This window comes from Halomarina salina (assembly GCF_023074835.1).
GTDB classification, from domain to species: Archaea; Halobacteriota; Halobacteria; order Halobacteriales; family Haloarculaceae; genus Halomarina; species Halomarina salina.
On sequence record NZ_JALLGW010000001.1, the window covers coordinates 1511205 to 1527017 of the forward strand.

Consider the following 15813-nt stretch of genomic DNA (forward strand, 5'->3'; position numbering starts at 1 on the left):
ACGAGCCGAGCCGGCTACTCTACGACGCCGTCGACGACGAGGTCGTTGTGGACGACCATCCGCTCGACCCGACCGTCGGTCACCTCGTAGACGTCGACGAAGCGAACGCCGTCGAACCGTTCGCCCTTCGAGTCGACGCCGTAGAGGGTCCCGAGGCAGACGACGTCCTTTCCCGAGACGACCCAGCGGTCGAACTCCTTGTCGGCCCACTCGTACCGCGACGAGAACCAGTCGAGCATCTCGTCGGCGGCGTCCGGCCCCTCGAAGCGAGCGGCGGGAAGCGTGATGACCGCCGTCGGGGCGAACAGTTCGCGGATGGTCCCGCGGCGCTGTTCGTCGGCCATCCGCTCGAACAGTTCCTCGACGACCGCGCGTGGTGTCGACGCCATACTCGTTCTCACTGTGGAGGTGGCTAAACTGTTGCTCCAGTCCGACCCGCTGGAGGCGAGTTCCCCGGTGAGGTAGCTTTACGGCGCCCCCGGCCGACGTGTGCTGTATGGCATCACGTAACGACAGCCCCCCGACTATCGAGGAAGCCGACGGTGAAGTCGTCACGGCCGACGAGGTCGACTGGGCCGTAGAGACCGACGTCCTCGTCGGTGGGGGCGGTGGCACCGGTCTCGTCGCCGGACTCGCCGCTGCGGAGAACGAGGCGTTGACCGTGACTATCCTGGAGAAGTCCGGGTCGTTCGGCGGGAACACGTCGCTATCGACGGGGATGATTCCCGCAGCCGGGACGAAGCTCCAGCAGGCGGCCGGCATCGAGGAAGCCCCCGAGGACATGGCCCGCGACATCCTCGAGAAGAACGGGTACGCCGCGGACGAGGAGCGGGTGCACCACCTCTGTCGGGAGAGCGCCCCTCTGATTCACTGGCTGGTCGACGACTGGGGTATCGACCTCCACCTCGTGAACGACTTCAAGTACCCCAAACACTCGGAATTCCGGATGCACGCCCCTCCGGGGCGGAACGGCGACAACCTCGTCTCTCAACTCGTCGACCGGGCGGAGGCGACCGAAAACGTCGAACTGCTCACCGACGCGCCGCTGCGGAAACTGGTCACCGACGACGACGCCGTGGTCGGCGCCGTGACGGGGAAACGGCACACGGAGGCGGTCGCCGCTCGTGCGGTCGTCCTCGCGACCGACGGGTTCGCCGGGAACCGGCGAATGGTCGCGAATCACTGCGAGGAGATCGCCGACGCTCTGTACTTCGGGTCGGACGGGAACACCGGTGACGGCATCCGCTGGGGTGCACAGCTGGGCGGGGAGCTGTCGTGTATGGACGCCTACCAGGCGCACGCTACCGTCGCTCACCAGACGGGGTCGCTGTCGACGTACGCGGTCGTGATGAACGGCGGCATCCTCGTCAACGAGGCGGGACGGCGGTTCGGCGACGAGACGAAGGGCTACTCCGCCTTCGCCGTCGACGTCCTCGAACAGCCCGAGGGGCTGGGGTACGAGCTCTTCGACGCCGACATCTTCGACCGGCTCGAAGGCGAGTTCGACGACTTCGACGAGGCGGCCGCGCTGGGCGCGTACGCTTCGGCCGACGACGTCGCGACGCTAGCCGAGGAACTGGGGTGTGACCCGGCGGAGGCGACGGCGGCCGTCGAGCGGTACAACCAGGCCGTCGAAGCGGACGAACCGGACGAGGTGGGGCGGACCGACGGTCGGTCGACGCTGGAGGCGCCGTTCTACGGCGCGAAGATCACCGGTGCGCTGTTCCACACGCAGGGCGGACTGTCGGTCGACGAGCACGCGCGCGTCGTCCGGACCGACGGGTCCGTCGTCGAGAACCTCTACGCGGGCGGTGGGGCGGCCGCAGGTATCAGCGGTCACGGCCCCGGCGGGTACCTCAGCGGGAACGGACTGACGACCGCCCTCGGCTACGGCCGACTCGCGGGCGAGCACGTCGCGGAGACGCTATGACGCGCGAGCCACCGGAGCCCGTCCGGGAGTGGGAGGCCGCAGTGTTCGAGTTCCTCGATGCCCCGGTGCCCGAGGAGGTGCTCGAACACGGCGCGAAGACGGTCGCCGACGTCCTCGCCGCGACGGTCGCGGGGAGCGCGGCCCCGCCGTACCGTGAGACCTGGGCGGCGATGGACCTCCCGGCAGGACCCGCGACCGTCCTCGGGACCGACCGGACGACCGCTCCGATGCAGGCGGCGGCTCTCAACGGTACCGCGGCCATCGTCCAGGAAGTCGAAGAAGGGCACAACACCGGTGGACACGTCGGCTCGGGTATCGTCGTCGGCGGTCTCGCGGTGGCGGAGGCGACCGACGCCAGCGGTGAGCAGTTCGTGGAGGCGTGTGTCAGAGCCTACGAGGTCTGTGCCCGTCTGGAGGAGGCGCTGTTTCGCATGAAGGGGCGCATCAACGACGCTGTTCCCTGGTTAGTCCGCAATCCGCACGCGACGTGGACCGTCGTGGGGCCGGCGCTCGCAGGTGTCCTCGCGACCGGTGCGGACACCGCGACGGTCCGGGAGACGTTCCGCCTCGCGGCGAACCGCGCCGTCGTATCGATGGACGACCCGTACGCGAGCGGGCCGCCGTCGCGGAACCTCACCGCCGGAGCGAGCGCGAGCGTAGGCGTACTGATGGCTCAGCAAGCGCGGGCGGGGATGACGGGCTCCGGTGGGGTCATCGAGGCCGTCTACGACCCGTTCGACGACGACGAGGCCGACCCTGGGTGGCTCACCGACCGATTCGCCGACCTCGGGGAGCGCTGGGAGTCGACGTACAACTACTTCAAGCCCTATCCGTCCTGTCGGTACACCCACCCGCCGCTGGACGCACTGCGCGACGTCGACGGCGTCTCACAGTTCGACCCCGACGACATCGACCGAATCGTCGTCGAGACGTACGCCAACGCGGCAGAGATGAGGCGACAGGACCCTGATACCCTCACTGGGGCCAAGTTCTCTATCCCCTACGTCCTCGCTCGGTATCTCCAGAGCGGCGAGGTAACGTTGGAGCACTTCGACCCCGAGAGCATCGCCGACCCTGCGGTCAGGTCGCTCGCCGAGCGCGTCGAGGTGCGAGTCGACAGCGCGTTCGAGGCGGCGTTCTCCGAGGACTGGGGTGCGCGGGTGACCGTCGAACTGACCGACGGGTCTCGCCACGCTGCCGAGCGGACGTACCCCCGAGGCGACTACCGCGACCCAATCGACGACGAGGCGTTCGACGAACGGCTCCGGACGCTGCTCGCCTGGGGTCTCCCCGACGCTGCGGTTGCCGACGCACACGACGCGCTCAGCACACTCCGTCGTTCAGCGGTCAGGGACACGGCTACAGCACTCGCTACCGACAGTTGAAATAGCGTTCGCAATTAGCGAACACAAGCGGTACTCCTTTGTCGTCAGTCACCCAATCAGAGACAACCATGTCCAGACCCCCCGAATCCGGGCCCGCCACGGTGAGCGCGACGGAGACGTCGTTCGCAATCATCGAACAGCTGTCCGAAGTCAACGGCGCTGGGGTCTCCGAGCTGGCGACGGCACTGGGCCGCTCGAAGAGCAACGTGCACAAACACCTCGTGACGCTCCGGGAGCTCGGGTACGTCACCAAGGACGAGGACGACACCTACTACGTCGGACTCCGGTTCCTCGGACTGGGCGACCGGGCACGCGCTCGGTCGTCGTTCTATCAGGTGGCGAAGGACGAGACGGATTCGCTCATCGACGAAGTCGGCGAACGCGGGCAGGTGATGGTCGAGGAGGACGGCCGCGGTATCTACATCTACCAGGCGACGACCGACCAGGCGGTACAGACCGACTCACACATCGGAACGGTCGTTCGGTTACACGCGACAGCCGTGGGGAAGTCGTACCTCGCGTTTCTCGACGAAGCGAAGCGTGAGGAACTTCTCGACTCGCTCGACCTCTCCGCAGTCACTGACGGTACGATCACCGACCGCGAGACGCTGGAAGCGGAACTGGCGACGATTCGCGACCGTGGAGTCGCGTTCAACAACGAGGAGCGAACGGTCGGAATGCGAGCCGTGGGGGCTCCGATACTCACCGACCAGGGCGGTGTCATCGGGGCGATCAGCGTCTCGGGCCCGACGACGCGTATCAACGGTGACTGGTATCGGGAGGAGATCCCACAACTCGTCCGGCGGTCCGCTCGGGTCATCGGGCTGAAAGCGACGTACTCGTAGCTGGACCCACCGCCAGATAGCCTGTGGTGGCCCGAGACACCAGTCACCCTCGACGGTCCGACGACGCCGTAGCACTGAGAGTGGGGTCTAGCGTGCACTCCCGGCGGAACTACGAACGTACGTTCGCAATGTCCGAACAGCGTTCGCGGATCGACGGCGCTGGAATAACAGAAATATGTTTGTTATTCGAACCGCGAGGGGATGGACGTATCCGAGTGACAGGAGGTCCTGGCGACCGTCCGCAGGAGGTATCGGGTCGGCGGGAGGATGGAAGGGCAACCCTCCGTCCGAGACGAACCGAACCAATGCAGAAGTAATTGCTCATAACTGTACCGACTCCGACGCTCAGAGAGCTGGTGTCATCGAGTTATCTCGGGCGGGGGTGTTCCAGACCGACGACTGGTGGCGTCGGACGTTCAGAACAGGCGTCTGATGTGCAGGTCCGAGCGCTCGATGACACGTTCGTCGAGCGAGAACTGCTGGACGGGAGGTGGATTGCACCGAGCAGCGTCGAGTCCGCACTCATCGGGGTACCGCTCGCCGGACGCCTCGAACTCGTTCCTGTGTCCTGCTGCGAGGTCCGGCGGTCTATCTGGGCCGAGTCGCATCTCGAACCGCATTTTCGACCGGTCCGCCGTCGAATCGTGCGAGTCAGTCGTAGGCCGTCGTCCGTGAGCCGCCATCTCCCTCCACACTGTCGGTGAGCTACCGTACCGATGGTCGAGCGCCAGTAAGACGGTCATCTCGACACGAGAATCGGTCTGGTCCAGGGCGCTCCGACGACCCCTCTCCGATAGACGATAGACAGCGGCCAGTACGCGCTCGTTGGTCGAACCATTCCGTGTAATCACTTCTGGTGCGAACCGTGGGTCGGCGCCCGGCGTCTGCGAACGGTCGCGAAGCGTCGGCCCCGACTGGGGGTGACTCGGTCGCCGCGAACGCGAAGCAGCGTCGTTCTTTCGCCGTGGCTTCGCGCATCACGTCCGCTCCAGCGAGTGACCAGTGGGGGACCGCTGTGACGTAGTCGGCGTGGAACTGTGGACGGGTCTCCTCGCCGTAGAGATACGCGGGCTCGGAGTAGTGGGCGACCGGACGGATATCGCCCCACGTCGCCGCTGCCCGCTCGAACGCCTCGCGATACGAGAGGCCGCGACTCGCGAACTGGTGGTGGTAGTCGAAGACGACCGTGACGGGCGCTCGCGTCGAGCGAGCAGGCGGGTACGCTGACGCTGCCTCGGTCCCAGAGCCGACGTGACTCGTGGGCCTGCGTGGCCCCACTCGCTCTACCGAGTCGGTAGCGACCGACGGAGGTGCCATTCGCCATGACTGCTTCCGTCGAAACTCGCGCTGCTGGGGGCGGGGACGACCGGGGCGGCGAGTCTATCGCGATGACAGCGCCCGTCGAGACGACCGGCACTGACCAGGTGACGATGTCGTTGAGCGACGTCTCAGGACGGTACTCGAAAAAACGGTATCGAACCAGCGGGAAACTCCCCGGTTTCTCCGCTACGACGCGCCGTTCACGCCTCCCTGGTTCCGGACGAACGAGGTCGGCGTCGCGGTGGACTCCGACAGCGTCCGACGCGCGCTCGGAACCCACCGATTCTCGATGACGATACTCGGCAGCGAGCATTTATCTACGGATATCCGTAATCCACGGCTATCGAGGGCCAGGACGACGACTCGGGTGGTCGTCACTGGACTGGGGGAACACCACGTGCTCACTCAAATTACGATCAAGTGTGTCGAGTGCGATCGAACGTACCGAATCGAAGCGTGGTCTGACGGGCACATCGACGCTCCTGGACAGAGACGGTCCTGCCCGTGTGGCAGCGCCACGTTCGAAGTGGTCGAAAGCGACGTGAAAAGCTCCTGACGGGTGACTTCGACCGATTGGAAGCGGCGGTTCTGGAAGCGCTGCTGAAGATAGTTAGTAGTGGTAGAAGCGGATCTCGTCGATGGCCTCTCCTGGAAGTGATAACGTCTACGAGATACCCTCACCGGCGTCAATAAACGCCGGTGGAGGGTGAGGATTCCTCGGGCGTGATGCAGCCGGCCGTCGGCTGTTCGGTCCCTGTCTCGGTCGTGTTCAGTCGTCACCGACGGCGAACTCGGCGACCGTCGAGTCCGGTGTCGGGGGCGGCGACGGAACGAGTCGCTCGCGGATGCCCGAGCGCAGGTAGGCGAGCAGCGCCCACATCAGACAGCCCAGCCCAGCGCCGGCAGCCGGATACGTCATCCCCATCGACCCGAACATCAGCGTCTTCACGAAGAGGCCTGCCGTCGTCAGACCAGACGTCGCGAGCGGGATGTGTGCGTGTCGGTCGCGAATCGTCGGGAGAACCGAGACCGTCAAAACGAGCGTCACTGCGGTGATAATGTACTCTTGCCACATTGATATCGAACCTCGCTGCACCCAGAGAGCACCGAACCGAGAGGAAGCGAAACCGGGCCGCGATATCTTAACTCTGGTTCGAGCAAATATATATCTTAAGTTGTGAATCCGTGAACGATAGGCCGTCTCACGGGAGAATCAGACACGGACGCACAGTGCTGTGGGGATGACTCGCTCTCGTCGTTCGGGCCACAGAGGGTGCGGGTATAGCCGAGTAGACAGAACACGAGGCGAGTCGCGGACTCGCCCCGTCCCCGAACCAGCGGGCGGCAGGCCACCACTCGCTGGCGCTGACATGGTATGCGGTACTCGGCCGAGCAGGAGCATCGAAATCGCTCCACCGACCGGTGGGTCGGTGACGGGACGCTGGGCGACTGTCCAGTGGGGTATATGACCTCCGCGGTGAACGTCGCGTGAGTGCAACCGGAATTTGTCCCACCTGAAAGCCCACTATACGTGGGCGAGTCGGCCCAGACGCGGTTCCGACGACCGCCCCTCTCTGGCACACAGACTCCCCGGGCCGGTCACGCCACGGTGGGGACGGCGTACCGGCCATCCTCTCGTTTCCTCCGGATCCTCGCTGGCGACGGTGATCGTACTCCGCATCCTCCGCTCCCACGGGAGACGTTCAGAGAGCATCCGAACGAGGAGACGGTCGGCCACGGAGTCGTCTCGAGCCTCGGCGGTCTGGGTCTCTACGAAGCGGGCGGCACGACTGGCGATACTAGTCGCGACCAGTTGCTGGTCGAGGCAAGCATTGACGTATTACGTCTATCGAGAATATCGATGTTGTATGTCGAGCGATACGTCTTCGACGACCGACGAGACGCTTCCCGGACCGATGAGTGACGACGGTCAGTTCGCGATCGACGCTGTCGCGGACGACGATCAGCAACTGGCCATCCTGCGGTGGCTGGACGACAACGCGCCGGTCTCCGAAAAGCAGGTCGCACAGCGAGTGCGCGCCTCTCCAGTCGCGGACCTCGACCTCGGCGAACTGCTCTGGCTGTACCGACGCCTGGGCTTGCTCACGCGAATCACGCGTCCGGATGGCCCGTACCTCGATACGACGTCGACGGTCGAATCGATGGTCTCACAGCCGTCGACCGAACAGGGCGAGCGATCGCGGTCCATCGGGACGACGCCCACTGACCGTTGGGCCCGCGACCTGAGTTGACTGGAAACAGTTTCGGTCAGAGCGACGTGGCTCAGAGGAACCGGGCGCCCGTGCTGATAGACGCGGGGCGTGGACGTGCCACTCGCTCCGCGGTCGGCGACTGGGGAGCTTCGAACCGTGAACTGCCACCGAGGGCTACATCGTCAGTCGTCGTCGGGGGCTGGAGTCTGACCGCCCTCCTGGTCGGAGGACGCCCGGTCACGGACCCCATCTATCAATATAGATGGTGTCACTCTCAGAAATAATACTCGCTCGGCAATGTTTATCTCGTACATCGGGTGAGTTGCGTGTATGACCGTCAGCAGTGAGACGCTCCTCCGGGACCTGGAACGACTGGAAGCGTCCCTCGGTCGGTTTCCGACCGCCAACGACGTGATTCGAGATGGTCACCACTCGGTCAACACCTACTACAAGCGCTTCGGTCACCAGTGGCGAACGGTCGAACAGGCGTACGACGACTGGACGGCGTCGGGTGAGTCTCCCGTCGAAGCCACCCGGTTCGACTGGCGGTCGCTAGAGGGCGCTGCGAAGGACTGATTCGCTGGCGCACTCGGTCTCCCACGTCGCTCCCTTAGTGAGTGAACCGGCCGTGGACGGAGTCGGCCGTCGACTCTCCGTGTCGGCTCTGCACGTCCTCGTCGCAGTTCCCCGTCGTTCTCCTCGGAACTCCTGTACGAAGAGTAATGTGAACGCTGCCGTTGTTTGGAATACAGCTATCCGCCGTGCCGACCTGGCTGCTCACGGCGTATCGGTCGAGCACCCGTCGTGTCGGTCGTCGGGTGGACGAACGTACAGAGACGAGCGGCCCGAACCGTATGTCGATAACCGTAACCATCCACATCTCCCACGACCGGCTCGCTCTCGTCCCGACACTCGGTAGGCTCGCGGACGTGACGATGGAGGTGATTCCACACGGCAACACCAATCCGGGGGCGACGGTGTTCCCGTTCCGTATCGACTACCCCGACCCGGAGGCGCTCGAAGCGGCACTGGACGACGACCCGACCGTCGAGGCCTACGACCTGATCGACCGGACCGGCGACCAGAGTATCTACTACATCGAACACTCCGCCGAGACGAGACTCATCAGCACCGTCGTCACGGACGTGAACGGGTTCCTGCTCCACACCGAGACGACGGGGAACGGCTGGTTCGTCCGACTCCTGCTCCCGGACCGGAGCGCGCTCAACGAGATCTGGAACTACGCCTCCGACCAGGACATCACGCTCGACATCATCGAGATATACGCGAACGAGGACGCGGGGGGCGAGACCTCCTACGGACTCACCGAGCACCAGCGGACCGCGCTGGCGCTGGCGTACGAGCGCGGCTACTTCGAGGAACCGCGAGACGTCTCACTCGACGACCTGGCGTCGGAGATGGACCTGTCGTCGACGGCGATGAGCGGTCGGCTGCGGCGAGGCATCCGGAACCTCCTCGCGGCGACCATCGCGGAACACGACCACCACGAGTGACTCGGCCGTCGACGGAGGCGTCGTAAAGCGCGTCGTTCCGAGACCTGTCGTTCCATCCGGGGGTCCCTCGTGGCTCTCCGCACGGCCGAAGCGGCTACTGCCGACCGCAGAGCGGACGACAATCGACCGCCACCGCTACCGGGTCACACGGCTGTGGTATTGACTAGCATAAAAACACCATGTACTCTCAGCAACCTCGTTTATTAGCGAGTGCAGGGGACTCTCTCAGGTATGTCAGACAACACAAAGCACCCCAACTACCCCAGCGTAGACCAGTCGGACAGAGTGCTTCCCCGGAACCTCCGCCAGAGCGGCGACCCCGGCATCGAGATGCTCGTCTCGACCCGTGTCAGGAAGTCCCCGTTCTTCCACAAGTCGTACAACGAGGAGGGAGCGTGGCGGTGTACCGTGTACAACCGTATCTACCACCCCAGAGGACTCGTCAAACCGGAGGACGGCGGCGCGATGGCGGAGTACGAAGCGCTCACCGAGGCGGTGACGCTCTGGGACGTCGCCGTCGAGCGCCAGATTCGGGTGAAGGGACCGGACGCCGAGGCGCTCACGGACTACGTCATCACGCGCGACGCGACGGCAATCGACCCGATGCGCGGGAAGTACGTCATCCTGTGTAACGAGGACGGGGGCATCCTGAACGACCCCGTGTTGCTCCGCGTCGCCGAGGACGAGTTCTGGTTCTCCATCTCGGACTCGACGCTCATGCAGTGGTTGCAGGGCGTCAACGTCGGGATGGACTTCGACGTCGAGATCGACGAGATCGACGTCGCGCCGATGCAGATTCAGGGACCGCTCTCCGAGGACGTGATGGTCGAGGTCGTCGGCGAGGAGGTCAGCGACATCCCGTACTACGGGCTGATGGAGACCCAGGTGAACGGCTGTGACGTCATCGTCAGTCAGACCGGCTTCTCCGGCGAGAAGGGGTTCGAGATCTACGTTCGCGACGCGATGGAGAACGCCGAGCGCGTCTGGGACCCCGTACTGGACACGGTCAAAGCTCACGGCGGGATGCAGATAGCGCCCGGCCACCACCGCCGAATCGCCGCGGGCATCCTCTCGTGGGGCCAGGACATGGACCACGAGACGTCGCCGTTCCAGGTCAACCTCGGCTATCAGGTCCCGAGCGAGAAAGCGGGCGACTATATCGGCAAGGAGGAACTCGAACGACAGCAGGCGCTCATCGAGGACGGCGAGTACCCGTTCTCGCTGAAACTGGTCGGCCTGAAGATGGCCGGCGAGCCGATTCGCGACTACGCGCCCGACTTCTGGCTCGTCTCGGACCCCGAGACCGGCGAGGAGTGTGGCTACATGACCTCACCGTGGTGGAACCCGGAACTGGAGACGAACATCGGCCTCGGGTTCGTTCCGGCCGAGAAGCTCCAGGCAGAGACCGATTCGGCGCTGAACGACGAGATATACGAGGAGGACCTCGACATCGAGTTCGCGGTCCACCTCCCCGACGAGTACGCCGAGACACCGGGCGAACCGGTGTTCGCGACCGTCGCGGAGGTGCCGTTCAAGGAGTCCGTCAATCCGAGCGCGAGAGAGCAGGCGAAACTCGACGCGCGACGGGACGCGAACGACGACTGAGCGAGTCGAAGTCGAGAGCCACCTCGATTCCCCGCCGATTCCGCTGGCAGTTCGTGGCCGCTCGTCTTCAGGACGATTCCGAGTTCAGGACGATTCCGAGAGCCGTTCGCGTCGCCACGCCTCGGTGTCGGCCGTCTCGTTGAACGTGTAGATGTGCAGGCCACCGATGCCGTACGCCTCGTCGTCCGCGTACGGGGCGAGTCCGTCGACGAGGTCGTCGGGCGTGTACGCTCCCCGCGAGCCGACGAGCTGTCTGACGAACCCGAGGATACCCGACGTCTTCTTGAGGAACTTCACCGAGTCGCCGACGCCGACCTTCTGGGAGATGGTCAGCAGCCGCTGGTACTTCAGCACGCCCGGAATCCCGACCTCTATCGGTAAGTCGACACCTCGGTCACGGACCACTTCGATCCAGTCGACGATGGCGTCCGGGTCGTAGCACAGTTGCGTGACGACGTACGTCGCGTAGGGTTCCTTCGCCGCCATCGCATCCGAGAGCGTCTGGTCGTCGAGGAACCCGTGTCCCTCCGGATACCCCGTGATGCCGACGTGGTCGAAGCCGTACTCGGTCTCCTCGAGCGCTTCGAGCAGGTCGAGCGCCGACTCGAACTCGCCGACCGGTTCGTCGCGGTCACCGCCAGGGACGAAGATATCGGTGATGCCGGCGTCGGTCAGGCGTCGAGCGATGTCCTCGAGGTGGTTCTGGTCGGTGACGTAACGCGCGGCGATGTGTGGCGAGACATCGAACCCGGCGGCGGCCGCCTGCTCGGCTCGCTCGACGGTGCGCTCGATACCGAGCTGCGGCGACGTCGTGATGGCGATGGTCGCGTCGTCCGGGAGGTACCGAATCTCGTCGTCGAAGCTCTCGAACGGCATCAGCTCGAACCGCGCGTTCGTCAGGAGCGTCCCGACGCCCGTCGTGTCGGCGACGGACGACGTCTCCAGCGACATGATGGGTGGAGGGAGGAGACGTTGTATCATCGTTCTGTGGGTGGGTCAGCGAACCCGTTTATACCACCGAGCGGCTGTCGCTCGGTCGTGTCGTCTTCTCCGCGATACGTTCCAGCACCTCCTCGGAGGAGGTCTCCCGCCTCGGGTCGTCGCTGATACGGTGCACCACGAACTCCAGGAGGTCGAACTCGCCGAGTAGTCGTCTCGTCGTCCGTCGGTCGAGCCCGAGGCGCTGCTGGACCTGGTACACCGTGACCGAGGCACAGACCGCGGCGACGAGGTCGTCGAGCGTGACGCCGTCGGGGTGCGAGACGGTCTCGTCGGCGATGCGCTCGAAGCCGTGTTCGATCACCGCGGTGTCGACCGTCTCCTCGTCGGTGGTCGCGCCGCCGTCGACCCGGTCGTCGGTCTGCCGGTCGTCGGTCTGTCGGGCGTCTCTCGCCGTCGTCTCGTAGGAGACCGCCGTGTGGACGCCCGCGTCGATCATGTACCGGCGGACGGTCTCGGTCGAGACGTCCATCTCGACGTATCGGTTCATCTCCGCGAAGGTGTCACAGGACTCGTAGAGCCGGGTCAGGAAGGCGGTGTCCTCGTACGGCGGCAGCGTCTCGTCTCTGACTGTCGCGAGTCGCTCGGCGATGGCAGGGTCGCGGTCGTCGTCACCGCTCGGTGCTGGGGGGTCGTCCGCGGACGAATCGTCCTCGGGCGGGACCGTCACCGTCTGGGCTCCCGCCGTCGAGGGTGGTGTCTCCGCCGGACCGCCCTCGGAGGGGTCGATACACAGGCGCACGGTCAGCACGACCCCGTCGTCGGTGACGACCGTCTCCTCTACGCGTGTGTCGACGGCGTTCGCCGTCGCCTCGTCGAGACCGTCGAGCATCGGGGTCGAGAACTCGATTCGAACGCCGTCCGGTCCGGTCGGTGTCGCGGTCGTCGGTTCGAGACGAGCGCCGGTGTCGCTCCCGGGGGCCGGACAGAACGAGACTGGGAGTTCCAGCGTCGCTTCGAGCCGACCGGCCGCCGTGTCCGTCGTCCGTACCTCGACGTTCTCGACCGCCTGGCCGTGCGACTCGTACTCCTCGACGACTCGAGAGAGGATATCGAACGAGGGGCCGAGTCCCACAATCATGCTACTTCATGACACGTTGTGGAGGATAAGGATAGATGCTGACTATCGAACCCCTTCAAGACCACCCGGTGCGGGCGTCGCGTCGCCCGTCACTCCCGCTGTGGCGGTCGAGACCCGCCCGCTCGACCGGTACGGTGTCGGATACGTCGAGGAGTCGGCCGAGGGTGGCAGTAACTATATTGTCACACCTGCGGCACATCCGAGGGAGATTCATGAACCCAACCGAAAGCCTTCCGACGGACGCGTCTACGGTCGTCGTCGGTGCCGGTATCGTCGGCTGTAACGTCGCCTATCAGCTGACGGCACTCGGCCGAGAGGACGTGGTGGTGGTCGACCAGGGACCGATGCCGACGACGGGCGGTTCGTCGACCCACGCGCCGGGCATCATGTTCCAGACGGCCGAGGAGAAGATCCTCACCAAGTTCGCCGACTACAGCCGCCAGCTGTACTCGACGCTCGAAGGGGCCGACGGTGAACAGGCGTACCGCGAGGTCGGTGGCATCGAGGTCGCCCGGAGCGACGAGCGCATGGACTTCCTCCAGCGCCGCGTCGAGAACGCGCTGGCGTGGGGTATCGACGAACCACAGGTGCTCGGCCCGGAGGAGGTGGTCGAGCACCTCCCGCTGGTCGACCCCGAGGCGATTCAGGGGGGGTACTACTCCCCGACCGACGGTCAGGCGTCGGGCGTCGTCGCCTGCGACGCGCTCGCTCGGGAGGCGATGGACCGGGGTGCGACGTTCGTCCCCCACACGCGAACCGAGGACGTCGAGGTCGGAGCCGACGGGGTCGAGGCGGTCGTCACCGAGCGCGGCCGCATCGAGTGCGACGAGGTGGTCGTCGCGACGAACATCTGGGCACGCCAGCTGGGCGAGACGTTGGGCGTCCACCTGCCCGTCGCACCGGTCGAACACCAGTACACGATGACCGAACCGCTCGCGGAGCTCGCCGACAACGCCGTCGACGTCACCGACCACCCGCTGTACGAGAACTACGAGAACGTCTCGGGCGAGAAGGCCGAGCGACTGCTCGCGGCTCCCGACCGGCCCATCCTCCGCGACCAGGACAACGCGATGTACTACCGGACGCACGGGGACTCCTACGGTATCGGATCGTACAACCACGACCCGGTCGTCCCGAACCCCGAGGAGCTCGGCGGCAACGACCCCGACGGCAACCAGGCGTCGGTACACGACTTCACCGAGCGGTTCATGAACGAGGCGACACATCCCGACCGCCCGGACAAGGCACCGCGCCAGGCGAGCGACGAACTCATCCCCGCGACGGCCGGGAAGGACCTGGAGTTCAAGTACAACGGGATGTTCGCGGAGTCGCCCAACGGCCTCCCCGTCATGGGTCCCGTCGAGGGGTACGACGGGCTCTGGACGGCCGCAGCCATCTGGATTACACACGCGGGCGGGGCGGGGAAGGCCCTCGCGGAGTGGATGGTCAACGGCACGCCCAGACTCCCCGACGGTCCCATCGACCTCGCACACGCCGACGTCAACCGGTTCGACGAGCACGAGGGGAGCTGGGAGTTCACCCGCGACATCGGCGGCGAGCAGTACCGTATCGTCTACAACGTCATGCACCCGAAGTGGGTCTGGGAGGACACGCAGCGGGACATTCGGCGGACGCCGATGTACCACGTCCACGAGGAGTACGACGCCGAACTGTGGGCTGAGGCCGGGTGGGAGGTCCCCCAGTGGTTCGAGTCGAACGCCGACCTCCTCGAGGAGTTCGGCGACCGCATCCCCGACCAAGAAGGGTGGGAGGCGACGTACTGGTCCCCGCTCGAAGGCGCGGAGGCGCTGAACGTCCGGGAGAACGTCGGGCTCCACGACATGACCTCGTTCAACAAGATCGAGATCGTCGGCCCGGACGCCGGCGAGTTCGTCCAGCGCCTCTGTACGAACGACATGGCCATCGACGTCGGGCAGGTGCGCTACACGCTCATGTGCAACGAGTCCGGCGGCGTCCGTGCGGACGTCACCGTCACCCGGACCGACGAGGACCGATATCTCCTGCTGACGACCGGTCGCGAGGTGGGGAACAACCACGTCGCGTGGGTGCGCGAACACGCCCCGGCGGGCGTCGTCGTCACCGACGTCACCTCCAGCCTCGCCGCGATGGTCTGTACCGGCCCGAACGCTCGCGACGTCCTCTCTGAGGTCACGGACGTCGACCTCTCGGACGATGCGTTCCCGTTCTTCACGAGTCAGGAGTGCTTCGTCAGGAACGTGCCCGTGACCGCTCTGCGCGTCTCCTACGCCGGCGAACTCGGCTGGGAGCTGTACACCCCCTCGGAGTACGGCGAGACGCTCTGGCGGTACCTGCTGGAGGCGGGCGAGGACCACGGACTCCGACCCTACGGCAACGGCGCGCTGAACGCGCTGCGCATCGAGAAGGGGTTCCGGCTGTGGGGCGTCGACCTCGACACCGAGCAGAACCCCTACGAGACGGGACTGGGGTGGGCCGTGGACCTCGACACCGACTTCATCGGGAAGGAGGCCGTCGCGGCGGCCGCCGACGGCGACCGCTCGAAGCGGGTCGCCTGCATGACGCTGGACGACCCGGAGGCCGTCGTCCTCGCCGACCGGCCCGTCCTCGACGGCGACGACCCCGTCGGCTACGTCCACAGCGCGGAGTACGGCTACACCGTCGGGGCCTGTGTCGCCTACACCTACCTCCCGCCCGAGTACGCCGAGCCGGGGACCGAACTCGACGTGCGCTACGAGGGCGACCGGTACGCGGCGACCGTCCGCGAGGAACCGCTCGTCGACTGACCTCGGTCGGCCGCACGACCGGCGTCTCCTCGTGTGTCGATTCTGTCACGCTGTGGTTCGTGGACGCGTCGAGGTGCAGTCGGGCCCCCGACAGAACGCAGTCGGCCGACCGTCGAGGTACTGACCGAGAAATGCCGC

At 65.7% G+C, this 15813-nt stretch carries 15 protein-coding genes; 9 read left to right on the plus strand and 6 right to left on the minus strand.

Features of this window, described 5'->3' with window-relative positions; all coding sequences use genetic code 11:
- Positions 1-14: 14 nt before the first annotated feature.
- Complete coding sequence (locus MX571_RS07630; protein WP_247415147.1) at positions 15-389, minus strand: nuclear transport factor 2 family protein; 375 nt, start codon at positions 387-389, stop codon at positions 15-17.
- 107 nt (positions 390-496) lie between these two features.
- Here MX571_RS07630 and MX571_RS07635 point away from each other — a divergent pair, with 107 nt between their 5' ends.
- From MX571_RS07635 to MX571_RS07645, 3 genes are all read left to right on the plus strand, one after another.
- Entirely contained in the window at positions 497-1930 is a 1434-nt protein-coding gene (locus MX571_RS07635) for an FAD-dependent oxidoreductase (RefSeq protein ID WP_247415152.1), read from the plus strand.
- Positions 1927-3315, plus strand: a complete 1389-nt coding sequence (locus tag MX571_RS07640) for an MmgE/PrpD family protein (protein WP_247415153.1) — start codon at positions 1927-1929, stop codon at positions 3313-3315. The genes MX571_RS07635 and MX571_RS07640 overlap by 4 nt, the downstream gene beginning before the upstream one ends.
- Positions 3316-3383: 68 nt before the next feature.
- Positions 3384-4160 (plus strand): IclR family transcriptional regulator, encoded by a 777-nt coding sequence (locus tag MX571_RS07645; RefSeq protein WP_247415155.1) that lies wholly within the window; start codon positions 3384-3386, stop codon positions 4158-4160.
- A 416-nt stretch (positions 4161-4576) separates the two neighbouring features.
- Here MX571_RS07645 and MX571_RS07650 read toward each other — a convergent pair whose 3' ends face one another.
- The 3 genes from MX571_RS07650 to MX571_RS07655 form a co-directional block, all read right to left on the minus strand.
- Positions 4577-4780 (minus strand): hypothetical protein, encoded by a 204-nt coding sequence (locus tag MX571_RS07650; protein WP_247415158.1) that lies wholly within the window; start codon positions 4778-4780, stop codon positions 4577-4579.
- Positions 4781-4865: 85 nt separating this feature from the next.
- Positions 4866-5477 (minus strand): hypothetical protein, encoded by a 612-nt coding sequence (locus tag MX571_RS22965; RefSeq protein WP_497007252.1) that lies wholly within the window; start codon positions 5475-5477, stop codon positions 4866-4868.
- Positions 5478-6249: 772 nt separating this feature from the next.
- Positions 6250-6555, minus strand: coding sequence for a hypothetical protein (locus MX571_RS07655; RefSeq protein ID WP_247415160.1), 306 nt, complete (start codon positions 6553-6555; stop codon positions 6250-6252).
- Between the two features lie 534 nt (positions 6556-7089).
- Here MX571_RS07655 and MX571_RS07660 point away from each other — a divergent pair.
- The 5 genes from MX571_RS07660 to MX571_RS07680 all read left to right on the plus strand — a co-directional run bounded on the left by MX571_RS07660 (position 7090) and on the right by MX571_RS07680 (position 10812).
- Complete coding sequence (locus MX571_RS07660; protein ID WP_247415162.1) at positions 7090-7404, plus strand: hypothetical protein; 315 nt, start codon at positions 7090-7092, stop codon at positions 7402-7404.
- Positions 7397-7732 (plus strand): hypothetical protein, encoded by a 336-nt coding sequence (locus MX571_RS07665; protein ID WP_247415164.1) that lies wholly within the window; start codon positions 7397-7399, stop codon positions 7730-7732. The genes MX571_RS07660 and MX571_RS07665 overlap by 8 nt, the downstream gene beginning before the upstream one ends.
- Positions 7733-8023: 291 nt before the next feature.
- Positions 8024-8269 (plus strand): homing endonuclease associated repeat-containing protein, encoded by a 246-nt coding sequence (locus MX571_RS07670; RefSeq protein WP_247415166.1) that lies wholly within the window; start codon positions 8024-8026, stop codon positions 8267-8269.
- A gap of 278 nt (positions 8270-8547) precedes the next feature.
- Complete coding sequence (locus MX571_RS07675) at positions 8548-9207, plus strand: helix-turn-helix domain-containing protein (RefSeq protein ID WP_247415168.1); 660 nt, start codon at positions 8548-8550, stop codon at positions 9205-9207.
- A 231-nt stretch (positions 9208-9438) separates the two neighbouring features.
- Complete coding sequence (locus MX571_RS07680) at positions 9439-10812, plus strand: aminomethyltransferase family protein (RefSeq protein WP_247415170.1); 1374 nt, start codon at positions 9439-9441, stop codon at positions 10810-10812.
- An 84-nt stretch (positions 10813-10896) separates the two neighbouring features.
- On the opposite strand, the gene MX571_RS07685 is transcribed toward MX571_RS07680, so the two are convergent.
- Both MX571_RS07685 and MX571_RS07690 read right to left on the minus strand, forming a co-directional pair.
- Entirely contained in the window at positions 10897-11763 is an 867-nt protein-coding gene (locus MX571_RS07685; RefSeq protein ID WP_247415172.1) for a methylenetetrahydrofolate reductase, read from the minus strand.
- Positions 11764-11821: 58 nt separating this feature from the next.
- Positions 11822-12892, minus strand: coding sequence for a DUF8073 domain-containing protein (locus MX571_RS07690; protein ID WP_247415174.1), 1071 nt, complete (start codon positions 12890-12892; stop codon positions 11822-11824).
- A gap of 212 nt (positions 12893-13104) precedes the next feature.
- Here MX571_RS07690 and MX571_RS07695 point away from each other — a divergent pair, with 212 nt between their 5' ends.
- A complete protein-coding gene (locus MX571_RS07695) occupies positions 13105-15675 on the plus strand; it encodes a GcvT family protein (RefSeq protein WP_247415176.1) in 2571 nt (856 codons plus the stop codon).
- Positions 15676-15813: the final 138 nt, after the last annotated feature.

What these genes read in the sequence shown, in the direction of transcription:
- MX571_RS07630 (WP_247415147.1), bottom strand. Translation starts at nt 389, where the DNA reads ATGGCGTCGACACCACGCGCGGTCGTCGAGGAACTGTTCGAGCGGATG.
- MX571_RS22965 (WP_497007252.1), bottom strand. Translation starts at nt 5,477, where the DNA reads ATGGCACCTCCGTCGGTCGCTACCGACTCGGTAGAGCGAGTGGGGCCA.
- MX571_RS07640 (WP_247415153.1), top strand. Translation starts at nt 1,927, where the DNA reads ATGACGCGCGAGCCACCGGAGCCCGTCCGGGAGTGGGAGGCCGCAGTG.
- MX571_RS07685 (WP_247415172.1), bottom strand. Translation starts at nt 11,763, where the DNA reads ATGTCGCTGGAGACGTCGTCCGTCGCCGACACGACGGGCGTCGGGACG.
- MX571_RS07690 (WP_247415174.1), bottom strand. Translation starts at nt 12,892, where the DNA reads ATGATTGTGGGACTCGGCCCCTCGTTCGATATCCTCTCTCGAGTCGTC.
- MX571_RS07650 (WP_247415158.1), bottom strand. Translation starts at nt 4,780, where the DNA reads ATGCGGTTCGAGATGCGACTCGGCCCAGATAGACCGCCGGACCTCGCA.
- MX571_RS07675 (WP_247415168.1), top strand. Translation starts at nt 8,548, where the DNA reads ATGTCGATAACCGTAACCATCCACATCTCCCACGACCGGCTCGCTCTC.
- MX571_RS07695 (WP_247415176.1), top strand. Translation starts at nt 13,105, where the DNA reads ATGAACCCAACCGAAAGCCTTCCGACGGACGCGTCTACGGTCGTCGTC.
- MX571_RS07645 (WP_247415155.1), top strand. Translation starts at nt 3,384, where the DNA reads ATGTCCAGACCCCCCGAATCCGGGCCCGCCACGGTGAGCGCGACGGAG.
- MX571_RS07670 (WP_247415166.1), top strand. Translation starts at nt 8,024, where the DNA reads ATGACCGTCAGCAGTGAGACGCTCCTCCGGGACCTGGAACGACTGGAA.
- MX571_RS07635 (WP_247415152.1), top strand. Translation starts at nt 497, where the DNA reads ATGGCATCACGTAACGACAGCCCCCCGACTATCGAGGAAGCCGACGGT.
- MX571_RS07665 (WP_247415164.1), top strand. Translation starts at nt 7,397, where the DNA reads ATGAGTGACGACGGTCAGTTCGCGATCGACGCTGTCGCGGACGACGAT.
- MX571_RS07680 (WP_247415170.1), top strand. Translation starts at nt 9,439, where the DNA reads ATGTCAGACAACACAAAGCACCCCAACTACCCCAGCGTAGACCAGTCG.
- MX571_RS07655 (WP_247415160.1), bottom strand. Translation starts at nt 6,555, where the DNA reads ATGTGGCAAGAGTACATTATCACCGCAGTGACGCTCGTTTTGACGGTC.